The 14,687-nt window shown below is 28.9% G+C and carries 4 protein-coding genes and 1 pseudogene; 4 read left to right on the top strand and 1 reads right to left on the bottom strand.

What is annotated here, in order from left to right; genetic code table 11:
• Nucleotides 1-80: 80 nt before the first annotated feature.
• Complete coding sequence (locus tag DIC82_02685) at nucleotides 81-1,256, bottom strand: cation transporter (protein AWK50060.1); 1,176 nt, start codon at nucleotides 1,254-1,256, stop codon at nucleotides 81-83.
• 219 nt (nucleotides 1,257-1,475) lie between these two features.
• On the opposite strand from DIC82_02685, the gene DIC82_02680 reads away from it, so the two are divergent.
• The 4 genes and pseudogenes from DIC82_02680 (at nucleotide 1,476) to DIC82_02665 (ending at nucleotide 14,629) form a co-directional block, all read left to right on the top strand.
• Nucleotides 1,476-2,360, top strand: coding sequence for a 4-hydroxy-tetrahydrodipicolinate synthase (locus DIC82_02680; protein ID AWK50059.1), 885 nt, complete (start codon nucleotides 1,476-1,478; stop codon nucleotides 2,358-2,360).
• A 367-nt stretch (nucleotides 2,361-2,727) separates the two neighbouring features.
• Nucleotides 2,728-3,630 (top strand): annotated as a pseudogene (locus tag DIC82_02675) (hypothetical protein).
• A 123-nt stretch (nucleotides 3,631-3,753) separates the two neighbouring features.
• On the top strand, nucleotides 3,754-5,169 hold the full coding sequence (locus DIC82_02670; protein AWK50058.1) for a M18 family aminopeptidase: 1,416 nt from the start codon (nucleotides 3,754-3,756) through the stop codon (nucleotides 5,167-5,169).
• 253 nt (nucleotides 5,170-5,422) lie between these two features.
• Entirely contained in the window at nucleotides 5,423-14,629 is a 9,207-nt protein-coding gene (locus DIC82_02665; GenBank protein ID AWK50057.1) for a glycosyl transferase, read from the top strand.
• Nucleotides 14,630-14,687: the final 58 nt, after the last annotated feature.

The following is a 14,687-nucleotide window of genomic DNA, read 5'->3' as shown; positions in this document are numbered from 1 at the left end:
GAATAAGATGGATATGCAAAATCGGTTGGATTAACTGTAGTTGCAAATGAGAAGTAATAAAGTTAAAATAGATAAAAACTTTATATGAAATCTTTATCTATAGTGATTATGCAGTTATAATATGGATGAGATTTTTGTACACTTTCAGAAAACTTATCAATCAATTCAGAATCGGTTATAGGAGATTCATTTAATGAATCAACAACTATATCGAAGATTAAATTCTTAACTTCACCTTCACCAACAACTCTAAAATCATGTATAGATTTAATATAGTCATATTTCTTAATTAAAGATAAAATTTCTTCATAAGCGCCTTTGACTTCACCTTCAATAATACAAATGGGATCGATATGTATTACTAAATAGATATTAAGAGCAGTAGAAATCTCTCTTTCAGCTTTATCAATTATTTCATGAATAGCAACAACACAGATATCACTTGGAATTTCAGCATGAATTGAAGCCATACATTTACCAGGACCATAATTGTGAATTATTAAGTCATGGGTACCAAGTATTTTGTCGTAAGATAAAACCATTTCTTTAATAGAATTTACAAGTTCAGGGTCTGGAGCTTCGCCTAAAAGAGGATTTATAGTATCCTTAACTAAACTGAAACCAGAATAAACTATAAATAATGCAACAACCATTCCGATATACCCATCTATAGGAAAGGAAGTGAAGTTTGCAGCTAAAAATGAAATAGCGACACAAGTTGAAGTAAAGACATCACCTAAAGCATCTACAGAAGAAGCTTTTAAAGCAGAGGAATTAATTTTTTCACCAACAAATTTATTAAATCTTGAAAGCCAAATTTTAAGAAATATAGATATAAAGAGTAATATGAATGGAACTAATTCAAAAGTAACAGGAGTTGGATTAACTATTCTTTGAAAAGAAGATTTAATAAATTGTACACCAACTAACATTACCATAAAGGCAACGATTAAAGCAGACAGATATTCAATTCTGCCATGGCCAAAGGGATGTTCTCTATCCGCTGGCTTATTTGAAAGTTTAAAGCCTAAAATAGTTATTAAAGAAGATGCTGCATCAGAAAGATTGTTAAAAGCATCAGCCATAATAGCTATACTTGAAACAAAAAGTCCAACAGAAAGTTTTATAATAAATAAAAGTGCATTTACTAAAATCCCAACAATTCCACCGAATACACCATAAGAATTCCTAACCTTATTATCTTTAATATCAGAATTATTTTTTATAAATATATTAACCATGTGTTCAAAAAACATTTAATACACTCCAATCATTTATGTATAATTATCTAAGAATATGCAATATATATTATTATAATACAACTTTTTAGTTAAGCAAGTTCATTATAATTAATAATATGCCCAAATTAGTTTATTATTAATTAAATTTTTACTAATTAATAATGCATTCTAAGTTTATAGTATAACTTTACTGTGTTATAATTTATTTAGAAAGTATTCAAGGGGGCAGATTTTATGAAGGATGTTATATTTACTGGTGCAGCAGTTGCTATTGTTACACCTTTTACAGAAGATGGAGTGAATTTTTCAGAATTAAAGAAATTAATTGATTTTAATATAGAAAAAGGCACTGACGCAATTGTAATTGCAGGAACAACAGGGGAATCTTCTACTATGAGTGATGAAGAACATAAAGAAGCTATTAGATTTACAGCTGAGTATGTTAATAAAAGAGTACCAGTTATTGCAGGAACAGGATCTAATGATACTATGTATGCTTTAGAACTTTCTAAGTATGCTGAAAGTGTTGGAGCCGATGCACTTTTATTGGTTACACCATATTATAATAAAACTACTCAAAGTGGTTTAATTAAACACTACAATTATATTGCTGATAGGGTTAATATTCCTATTATCTTGTATAATGTACCATCAAGAACAGATGTTAATATATTACCTGAAACATATGTTGAATTAGCAAAGCATCCACGTATAGTTGCCACAAAAGAGGCTAGTGGAGATATTTCAGCTATTGCAAGAATAAAAGCTCTTTGCAAAGATGAGCTTAATATTTATTCAGGAAATGATGATCAAATAATTCCAATTTTATCTCTTGGAGGAAAAGGAGTTATTTCTGTTTTCTCAAATATTATGCCAAAAGAAGCTCATGATATTTGTAGTCTATATTTTGAAGGAAAAGTAAAAGAAAGCTGCGATCTTCAAACAAAATATTTAGATATTATCAATACATTATTCATAGAAGTAAATCCTATTCCAGTAAAGACGGCACTTGGACTTATGGGATATAATGTAGGACCACTTAGAATGCCACTATTTCCTATGGAAGAAAAGAATTTAGAAATGTTAAGAATGCAACTTAAAAATAATAATCTTATATAAGTCATGATTAAAAAGCTGTATAGAATAATGGGCTGTTGAGAAATAGAAATATAAACCCTATTTTTTAACAGCTTAATTTATTTGAATGTGTATTATTTATTTTTTACCAAAAAAAAGAAGTAGCAATATAAATACTTCCATATGTCCAAAAAATAAAATAGCCCTCCTTTTTCAAATATATTATAACATAATTGTAAATAAAAGTTATTGGATTCGAATTAGGCACAATCAAAAAAATAACAAGTTCATCTCATAGTATTTCCAACTTGTTATTTTCTTTCTTGTACATTGAACGAATGTATATTCGTATAAAATCTCTTCTAGTGGTTAATATATTAATATAACATTACTTGGAAGGAGTATAAAGATGGATTATAATAAGGTAGAGGATGCAGTTTTCAAGAAAGCAATGGAAATCTTTAAGAGTGGAGCTGCAGAATTCTTTGACTTGGATGTTAATATAATTGCACCAGCAGAAACTGAAATAAAGAATATTGATATCAAAACTAATGCGATGGATTATTTATTTTACACAGAAGATGGTGGGTATTTGCATTTTGAATTTCAAACAACTAAGAAGAAAGATGATATGTCACGGTTTTTATATTATGATGCTTCTTTACATTATAAAAGCAAGAAAAACATAAATACTATAGTAGTATATTCATCTGAAATTTCAGACGCTGCGACTACTTTAAATTGTGGCACAATTAATTATAGAGTGAATGGTTTTTATATGAGTAATCTTGATGGAGATTCCAAATTGAAAAATATAGAGTATAAAGTACAAAATAATATTCAGTTAACAGAACAGGATATAATGACACTTAGCTTTATACCATTAATGACTAGTAAAAAAGGTAAAAGTAACATTACATTAGAAAGTATTGAAGTGGCAAAAAATATACACAGATAAAAAAGGCGCAAAGCGCAACCAAGAACTTATAGTGCATATAATAATTGTTTAATGTTATTATATGCTTTGTTCGATAAATTTGGGGATGATATTTCAAAGAAGAGATTTAAGGAGGTAGTTAGCATGACTGATGTAGGGAAAATGATATTTGAAGAGGGAATGGAAGAAGGAATAGAAAAAGGAATAGAAAAAGGAAAAGTAGATTTATTAATAAAATTATTAATAAAGAAATTTAAAATAGTACCAGATGAGTACAAAAAGAAACTTATGTCTTTATCTCAAGATACAATAGAAGTTATAGGTACTGAAATATTTGATATGGAATCAATTGAAGATTTGAAGAAATATTTTTAGTAATCATAATAACAGAGAGTTGTTTAAGTTAATAATATACAATAAGTATTAATTGTATATTGTTAATTTTAACATATCTAATATTAAAATTAACAATATATAGAAAAAGAGGGATGAGCAAATATGAACAACGCACAAGAATTATTAGATTTTATAAATAAAAGTAAAACTGCATTTCAAAGTGTTTATGAGATCAAATGCATTTTGGATAAGAATGGATATAGTGAAGTTAAAGAAGAAGATAAATGGGATTTGAAAAAGGGTGGAAAGCATTATGTTATAAAAAATGATTCTGCTGTAATTGCATTTGAGGTTGGTACTGGAGAAATTGAAAAGGATGGATTTAGATTAATTGGAGCGCATACTGATTCGCCAGGATTTAGAATAAAGCCAAATCCTGAAATGCTAGTTGAAGGACATTATCTAAAGTTGAATACTGAGGTATATGGTGGACCAATACTTAGTACGTGGTTTGATAGACCTTTATCAATAGCTGGAAGAGTTATGCTAAAGGGAGAAGACCCATTTAATCCAGAAGTTAAATTAATTGATGTTAATAAACCAATTTTAATAATTCCTAATTTAGCTATACATATGAATAGAAATATAAATGAAGGATATTCATATAATAAGCAAAAGGATACGTTACCACTAATGACAATTAAAAATAATGATTATAGTGAAAATTTAACTTTAGAAGTTCAAAATAATGTAGAAATTGAAGAAGAAAATACATGTAATAAAATTAATAACACTAAAACTGAAAAACTAGAAAATGAAAGTTTAAATATAGTTGTAAATAAGCTAGAAAAGGATGAGTATCTACTTAAATTAATAGCAGAAACATTGAAGGTAGATTATAGAGATATATTAGATTTTGACTTGTTTTTGTATGAATATGCAGAAGGTATGTTAATTGGAGTAAATGATGAATTTATATCATGTGGAAGATTAGATGATCTTTGGATGGTATTTGCAGGATTAAAGGCTTTACTAAATAGTAATAAAATTAAGGCAACTAAGGTTCTAGTGGCTCTAGATAATGAGGAAATAGGAAGTTTAACAGCTCAAGGAGCAAATTCTTCGATTTTAGAAAGTATTTTAGAGAGAATAACTTTAGCACTTAAAAAGGAAAGAGAAGATTTTAAGAGAACATTAAGTAATTCAATAATGATCTCAGCAGATTTAGCTCACGCAATACATCCAAACTATACAGAAAAGTCTGATCCAACGAGTAAACCGATGTTAGGAAAGGGACCTGTATTAAAAATTGCAGCAGGTGGTAGTTATTCAACGGATAGTTATGCAAGTGCAGTATTTAAAAGTATATGTGAAAATGCTGAAGTTCCATGCCAAGTATTTGTAAATAGATCAGACTTAAGAGGGGGAACTACAATAGGGCCAATTACAGCAGCAAAATTGAATATACCAGTAATAGATATGGGTGCACCAGTACTTAGTATGCATTCTATAAGAGAATTAGCATCCGTAAAGGATAATGAATATACAATTAAAGCATTTACTGAATTTTTCAATTAGTCATAAATATAGATACCAACATTAAAAGTTTAATACATTAAGAAAAATGTATTAATTCATAATTTAGATTAAATAACTGTCCAATATGCTTAATTAGCAAACTTGGATGGTTATTTTTTTAAGATGCTTTAGTCAACAAGAATATATTTTGCAATTTGGGTAAAAATAACTCCATTGAATAATTTGATATTGTCATCGAATGTCCATTGTTGACTGTCAATTGATAATTTCAATTAAGAAGGGAGTTTTTTACTTGAAAAATAATAACTTTTATGGCGTGAGAAAAAATGTTTTAAGAGAGCTTGAAGATGGATTTTCATGCATCCGTGAAAATTTCAAGTACTTTAGCAAACTGTCAAAAAATGGTCATAAAGTACTAGGAGCGTGCGAATGGCTTCTTGATAATATATATATGATTGAAAAAGAGTATAAAGGAATAAAAATGGAGATGCCTACAGATTATTTTAAGGGTCTTCCTTCTATGAGTAGAGACCTGGAATCTCTGATTTTGGGTGAATCACTTACTCAGGAAATGCATGCGAGTGGAGTTTCCTTAAGCAGAGAACCAAAATCTAAGATTTTGCGTGAATCGCTTACTCAGGGAACGAATGTGAGTCGAGTTTCCTTAAAAGATAAAGAACTAATTCCACGTATTTTTTTAGTAGCTAAGAATTATATAAATAATGAAGATGAGATTAGCTGTGATAAATTTATTAAGTACATAAATGAATTTCAAGAACACAGTATTCAAAATGAAACAGAATGGAATTATGTAGATGTTCATGTTGAAGAAGAAATTTTAAATACAAATGCAGGAAATAATGAAATTACTTTTACTATGGGTGAGTTATGGGCTTTTCCACTTATGCTTAAAATTGCAATCATTATAAATTTATCTAAATATACACAAGAAATTGTTAACATTCAAAAGGGAATTTTAAATGAAAGTAATGGGGAAATGAATTCAGATTTTAATAGTAACGGCATAAAAGGTAACTTAAGAGAAGAATTTTTAGAAAAACATATTGGTGAATATATAAATTCAATTAGAAAAATTGAAGGAATAAGTTGGCGTAGATTTTTTGAAAATACTTCTAAAGTTGAAAAGATTTTAAAAGAAGATCCTGAAGACATTTATAACTATATGGATTTTGAGTCTAAAGATTATTATAGGCATAAACTTGAAAAAATAGCTAAAGTTATTCAAATAAATGAAATTAGTTTAGCAAATTATGTTTTAGAACTTGCTAAAAGTAGTAAAGATAATAAGGAAGATAGTTATAAGTGTCATGTGGGTTATTATTTGATTGATGATGGAATAAGTGAAATAAAAGGATATCACCATAATATAAGAGGTGTGATTTCAGAAGAAACGTATCTAACTATTAATATTCTAGGAACTCTTATGGTGAGTATGATTCTTCTATTTATAAGTAGTTTGCTAGGAATAACATATACTAAAACTCAATATATAATTTCGTTATTAATTATTTTAATTCCTATAAATGAAATAATAATAGGACTCATTAATTGGACTGTAAGCAAAATTTCAGAAGTTAGGTTGGTTCCAAAATTAAATTTTAGTATGGGAATTCCAGATGAGAATAAAACTGTAGTTGTAATTCCGGCTATTGTGAATTCTAAAGAAAAAGTTAAAGAGCTTATGGATAAATTAGAAGTTGCTTATTGTGGGAACAAAGATAAAAATTTGTACTTTGCCTTGCTTAATGATTTTTGTGACTCTGATTATGAGAGTGAGGAAAGGGATACTGAAATAATTAGGTGTGGAATCGAATGTGCGCGAAGCTTAAATGAAAAATATTGCAATAATAATAGAAATAATAATGGTAATAGTATTAATGATGTGAGAGAGGATAAATTTTTCTTTTTGAGCAGAAAAAGAATTTATAATAAGAAACAGAATATTTATATGGGCAAGGAAAGAAAACGTGGAAAACTCATGGAGTTTATGGCTCTTATTAGAAATAGTAATGACCACACTTATGATGTTTTTAGTTCAGAAATTCATATGCTAAGCAATGTTAAATATCTAATTACATTAGATGAGGATACATTTATGCCAAGAGAGAGTGCTTCTAAACTTGTAGGTGCTATGAGTCATGTACTTAATATTCCATATGTGAAAGAAAATAAAGTTGTTAGAGGTTATGGAGTTATGCAACCTAAGGTGAGCATAAGTCTAGAAAGTAAAAATCAGACTTACTTTTCTAAAGTTTTTGGAGGAGAAGAAGGTGTTGATGGATATTCAGTAGCCTATTCTGATACTTATCAAGATTTATTTGGTGAAGGATCTTTTACAGGGAAAGGAATAATTAACATAGATGAATTTTACCCATTATTACATAATTTAATAAAGGATGACAAAATACTTAGTCATGATCTTCTAGAAGGGGGACTTGCAAGATGTGCATTGGTAAGCGATGTAGAATTTATTGATAAATACCCAGCATTTTATGAATCTAGTTGCAAAAGATTGCATAGATGGGTTAGAGGAGATTGGCAATTAATAGGATGGCTATTTTCTAATAAAATAAGTTTTCTATATAAATGGAAAATATTTGATAATTTAAGGCGGAGTTTATTATCACCTAACTTACTTCTTACTCTTATTTTATCATTGACCATTTTAAAGGGAAGAAGTCAAATTGCAGTGCTTTGCTTTTTGGGTTTAATAATTTCTTTAGTATTTACAGTAACAGATCTTGTTGTAACGCCTAAAAATAAACTAATGGGAACCTTCAAAAATTTTGAACAAATATTATTAATAATAAGTTTTATCCCATATCAATCTTTTTTGATGATTCATGCTATAATCATTACATTATTTCGAGTTTGTATTTCTAAGAAAAATCTTTTGGAATGGCAGGCTTCAGAGTTTGTAGAAAAGAATTATAGCAATACGTTCATGGGCTATTTGAAAAGAATGTGGATTGCACCAATAATGGGATTATTAATACTATATTTATCATTCTATAGTTCTTTTGTAGTTATTACTTATAATTTGATAGTTGGAATACTTTGGATATTTAGTCCATATATAGCGTATAGTATAAGCGTGAAGCTTCCAGATAACAATAAGAATACATTAAAGAATGAAGAAAAAAATTATTTAAGAAAAATATCTAGACGAATATATGCCTATTATCAAGACTTTGCTAATGAAGAAAACAATTATTTAGCTCCAGACAATTACCAAGAGAATCCATTTAAAGGAGTTGCTCATAGAACTTCTCCAACTAACATAGGTATGGGATTAACTTCAAATATTGTTGCATATGATTTAGGATATATAACTATGTTTGAACTTGTTGATAAGGTGGAACTTACATTAAATAGTATGAAAGATTTAAAAAAGGTAAATGGTCATTATTTAAATTGGTATAACACAAAAACAAAAGAACCACTATGGCCAAGATATGTATCAACAGTTGATAGTGGAAATCTCCTAGGGAACTTGTGGGTTTTGAAAGAAGTAATGGAGGAACTTAAACACAATAAAGTCATAAGAGTAAAGGAAGTTGGAGCTTTAAATGATATTTATAAGATAATTGAAGATGAAGATTCATCTATTAAACTTAAATTTACTTCACATGTTAAAATTGGTGAATATTTTAAAGTGCTAAATGAAATCTTATTCAAAGTTGAGGAATTTAAAAATAATGAAAAAATAAGTAAACTGCAACAATTAGATGAGGTTAATGATGATAATTTTAATAAAGAAGAAAATAACTTAAACGAAGAAGAAAATGACTTAAGTGAAAAAGAAAATTGGAATAAAAGTATTTTAAAATTTCATAATGAAGAATCAAATTATTGGATTTCCAAGCTTACAGATGAGGTTAAGAAAAAAATTAAGTATTATAATTGTACTTTGGGGGACCTAGAAAAGTTATATAGTAAAGAATTTTTTGAGGGCGTTCCAAATATTATAGAATTAACCAACCGATGTGAAGATTATAAAAGAAAAAATGGGGATAACTTTGATTGCACATTAGGACAAAGAATTGTTACTTTAAAAAAATATGTGGATAAAATAGATAAGATAATTGAAGATATTAATAAAATATCAGAAGAAATGGACTTTAGTTTTCTTTATGATAAAACTAGAGAGTTATTTTCTATTGGATATAATGTAGAAGAAAATTCGCTTGGAAATTCTTATTATGACTTATTGGCATCGGAGTCTAGAACGGCATCATTTGTTGCTATAGCTAAGAATGATGTACCTTCTGCTCATTGGTTTAAATTAAGTAGGGCAATGACTAATGCTTTTCATACTCACTCTCTCGTATCTTGGAGTGGAACAATGTTTGAGTATTTTATGCCTGCACTAATAATGAGAAATTATCCTAGAACTTTGCTTAGTCAGACTTATAGATCCGTAATAAAGGCTCAAATAAATTTTGCAAAGCAAAAGAAAACGCCTTGGGGAATATCAGAATCTGCATTTTATAAATTTGATGTTGCAGAAAATTACCAATATAAAGCATTTGGTGTACCTGGTCTTGGGTTGAAGAGAGGCCTTGAAGATGAAATTGTAATATCACCGTATTCAACTTTAATGACACTTACATTTGCAAAAAATGCTGGAATCAAAAATCTTAAGAGATTTGAAAAGATAGGTGCCTTAGGGAGATATGGATTTATTGAAGCTATAGATTATACTAAAGCTAGAGAAGATAAATATATAATAACAGTTTCTAAAAAAGAAACAGAGAATGAAATACAAAATGAAACATTAGAAAAACTAGCTGTGGATAACTATAACATAAAAAAACCTAATAATGGCAGAAATAAGGATAATATTTTATCAATTGAAAATAATTATCCACAAAATGTGGATAAAAACGGAGATTATGTGGATAACTACGATGAAATCGTGGATAGTTATCATAAAAACGTGGATAATATATGGAATGAAAACAAAGATAATGATGTGGATAATGTGGATAACTTTCAAGTTCCTGAAAGTATACATGAAAATAATGCTCATGAAAAAAATGTTGGAATTTCAAACAATTCGCAAAAAATCAACAAAATCATGACTTATATGGTTCATCACTTAGGTATGTCTCTTATGTCTTTAGATAATGTTTTAAATGATAATATTTTGATTAATAGATTTCATAGTTTACCAGAAGTTAAATCAACAGAGCTTTTATTAAAGGAGAAGATTCCACAAAATGTAACTTTTGAAAGAAATGAAGATTTTTCTATAAAGAATAAATATCTTGAAGGAGAAACCTTAATTCCGAGAATATTTGAAAAGGTAAATACAGATGCTCCACAGCTATTGTTATTATGTAATGGGGAGTATTCATCTATGATTACAGCAAGTGGAAGTGGATATTCTAAGAAAAATGATACTATGCTGTATAGATGGAAAGGGAATTCTACAAGTGATGATAGTGGAATGTTCTTTTATATAAAGAATTTAAATTCTAATGATTATTGGAGTTCAACTTTTGAACCTTGCAAAAATTCTGGTGATAAATATGTGGCTGAATTTAATTTGGATAAAGCTAAGTTTAGTAGAAAAGATGGAAATATTGAAACTGTAACTGAAATTGTAGTTTCTCCAGAAGAAAATTTTGAAATTAGAAAATTAATTTTAAGTAATTTAGGGGATAAAGCACGAAGCATTGAAATAACAAGCTACATGGAAATAACGTTGGCAACTTTTGGTGCTGATGTTGTTCATCCTGCTTTTTCTAATCTATTTGTTCAAACAGAATATGATGAAAAAGAAAATATTCTTATAGGAAGTAGAAGAGGAAGAGTTAAAGATGCAAAAATTCCATACATATTTCATAAGGTAATAACAAATGGTGAATTAGAGGGAAGTATTACATATGAAACTTCTAGAATAAATTTTATAGGTAGGAATAGGGAACTAAAATCTCCATTAGCTATGGATAATGATAAATCTTTAAATAATACAGTGGGAACAGTTTTAGATCCCATAATGAGCTTGCGAACTAAAATTAGATTGCAGCCACATTCACAAACTGAGGTTTTCTATATAACCGGAATATGTGATTCTAAAGAAGATGTTTTAGAATTATGTAGAGAAAATAGCTCTAATAATAAGCTAAATAAAATATTCAAAGATTATAGCATAATGATACAACTTGAACTTAGAAAATTTGGAATAAGAAGTGCAGAGGCAAATGTATTTCAAAGTATTGCTAGTCAAATATTCTTTTTAAGCAATATAAGAAAAAATAGGGAAGAATATATTAAAAATATCTCAAAACACCAAAAAGATTTGTGGTCTTATGGAATTTCAGGAGATCTTCCTATTATAATGGTAGCTATAGAAAAAGAAGGAGATATAAATATAGTATTCACTATGATAAAATTCCACTATTATTTAAAGCTTAAAGGAGTTAAATTAGATTTAGTTATATACAATAATGAAGAGATTTCTTATGATGAACCTCTCCAAAAGAAAATAATGGAGGCTATAAGGTTTTCTGATGGAGGTGAAACTTTAAACAAAGCAGGTGGAATATTTATTCACAATAAGGCAACCATGGACATTGAAGTTAAAGAGCTATTAATAGGAATTTCAAGGGTTTATGTAGATTGTAAGAACAATCTAAATTCATATATAGATTTAGAGAAGAATATAAACTCATATACAGGAGTAGAAAAAAAATCAAACTCACATATGGATTTAGGGCGAAATTTGAATTCATTTGGAGATTTAAGCAAGGACCTAAATTCACATATGGATATAAAGAACAGTTTAGCACCAGATATAATGTTGGAAAATAATAATGAAATAACATATGAAGAATATGATCATGATATGGATGTAATAAATGGTGATGATTTACTTAAAGGAACAGAAGAAACACAAGAATCACAAGATCAATCTAATTTCAATCATATAAAAGAAAAGATTAAAAAGGTAGTTAATGAAGAAAATGTAGAAGATTTAGATTTCTTTAATGGCTATGGTGGTTTTAGCAAAGAAGATAATAGTTACATAATTAAATTATCTAATTACAAGAATACTCCAGCTCCGTGGATTAATGTTATTTCTAATGAAGATTTTGGATTTCATATATCTGAAGCGGGTGCAGGGTATACTTGGTGTGGGAATTCTAGAGAGAATAAGATAACCCCTTGGAGTAATGATTATATTAGAGATCCTTTAGGGGAAGCTCTTTATATTAAAGATAATATTTCAGGAAACTATTTTTCAATATCACCAAAACCAGTTAGAGATTCTGGAGATTACTTAATAAAACATAGCTTTGGATATTCTGAATTTAATCATACTGCTTATGATTTGAAGGGAAAGCTTGAAGTCTTTGCACCAAAAGGTGAAAGAGTCAAAATTCAAAGAGTTACTTTAGAAAATTTAAGTGATGAAGATAGAGATGTTTCAGTGTTTTATTATGCAAAACTTGTCTTGGGCGTTTATGAATACGATAGTTCAAGATATATTTCTACATATATTTCTAATGGTTTCATAGGAGGAAGCAATCCTTATAGTGAATATTTCGGTAAATTAAATGCTTATTTAACTATCTTAGGTGGTGAAAATTTAAGTTTTACTGGGGATAATAAAGAATTTATAGGAATTGGTGGTGAGATTTCTGAGCCAGAAGGTTTGAATCATAATAATTTAAGTAATCGTTTTGGTGGAATTTATGACCCATGTTTGGCAGCAGTAACAAGTATTAAATTAAGAAAAGGTGAAAAGAAAGAAGTAGTAATTTTATTTGGGCAAGAAGAAAGGGAAAATATAGAAAAAGTTATAAATAAATATAAGATTTATGAAAATGTAGAAGCAGAATTAGATAAAGTAAAACAATATTGGAGCCATTTCCTAGGAAATATACAAGTTAAGACACCAGATAAATCTTTGGATTATCTTTTAAATGGATGGCTTTTGTATCAAACCTTGAGTTGTAGATATTTAAGTAGAAGTGCATTTTACCAAAGTGGTGGAGCTTATGGCTTCAGAGACCAACTTCAGGATTCCATGGCACTTGGTGTTGCAGATTCTAAAATACCAAAGGCACAAATTTTAAGAAGTGCTTCAAGACAATATGTGGAAGGTGATGTTCAACATTGGTGGCATCCAGTTGTCAATTCCGGTATAAGAACTAGATTTAGTGATGATTTATTATGGTTACCTTATGTAACTGCAGAATATATTAATTCTACAGGAGATTATGAGATTTTGAATCAAACAGCTCCTTATTTAGAAGATGAACCTTTAAGGGAAGGTGAAGATGAGAGATATACCATAGTGAATCAATCTTCAAAGGAAGGTACTATATATGAACATTGTTTGAAGGCTATAGAAAAATCTTTAAAATTTGGAGTTCATAATATTCCTTTAATGGGCAGTGGAGATTGGAATGATGGAATGAGCACTGTTGGTAATGAAGGAAAAGGAGAAAGTGTATGGCTTGGCTGGTTCTTATATTCAATATTAAGTAGCTTCATTGAAATTGCTGAAATGCAGAATGATAAAGAAACAAAAAGTCATTATGAAGAAAGAAAAGAATTCATAAGAGAGAACTTAGAGAAAAATGCATGGGATGGTGGCTGGTATAGAAGAGCATATTTTGACGATGGAACGCCACTTGGATCTAGAGAAAATCCAGAGTGTCAAATTGATTCATTAGCTCAAAGTTGGTCAATAATTTCAGGTGCGTTAAGTAGCGAACCAAAATCTACGATTTTGTGTGAGTCACTTACCCAGCGAGCGTATGCGAGTCGGGTTTCCTTAGCAGAAGGAATGGCAAAACCTGTAGATAGCAGAGCAAGAGCAATTGAAGCTATGGAAGCAGTTGATAGCAATCTTGTGAAAAAAGATAAAGGAATGATATTACTGCTTACACCGCCATTTAGTAATTCAAAATTAGAACCAGGATATATAAAGGGATATGTGCCAGGAGTAAGAGAAAATGGAGGACAATATACTCATGCGGCAGTTTGGGTTATCCTAGCTTTAACAAAGCTTGGACTTGGAGACAAAGCAACAAAATATTTCAATATGATAAATCCAATAAATCATACAAAAACAGAATTAGAATGTATGATGTATAAGGTAGAGCCTTATGTAATGGCAGCAGATGTTTATATAAAAGAACCTCATGCGGGGCGTGGAGGTTGGAGTTGGTATACTGGAGCATCAGGATGGATGTATAGAGTTGGAATTGAAAATATTTTGGGACTTAAAAAAGTTAAAGATAAAGGATATGTTATAGAACCTTGTATACCAAAAGACTGGAAGGAATTTGAGATAAAAATTACAAACGAAAAGGAGGATTATAATATAAAAGTTTGCAGAACAGATAAAGAAAATGTTGAAGAAAATCAAACACAAGTAGTTATAAATGGAGAAATTATTAAAGATAAGATAATTCCAAGAAATGCAGGAAAACTTAATATTAATGTATATCTAAGGTAAAAGTTATACGTATAAATTTATAAAATAAAGGTCATCAATTTATTAAGGTTACGCTTAA

The organism is Clostridium beijerinckii (assembly GCA_003129525.1).
GTDB classification, from domain to species: domain Bacteria; phylum Bacillota; class Clostridia; order Clostridiales; family Clostridiaceae; genus Clostridium; species Clostridium beijerinckii_D.
Note: the sequence above shows the minus strand (reverse complement) of the source record. Positions and strands in the feature narration are given on the sequence as shown.

Coding starts and splice junctions, on each gene's coding strand:
- DIC82_02685 (AWK50060.1), bottom strand. CDS start 1,256: ATGTTTTTTGAACACATGGTTAATATATTTATAAAAAATAATTCTGAT.
- DIC82_02680 (AWK50059.1), top strand. CDS start 1,476: ATGAAGGATGTTATATTTACTGGTGCAGCAGTTGCTATTGTTACACCT.
- DIC82_02670 (AWK50058.1), top strand. CDS start 3,754: ATGAACAACGCACAAGAATTATTAGATTTTATAAATAAAAGTAAAACT.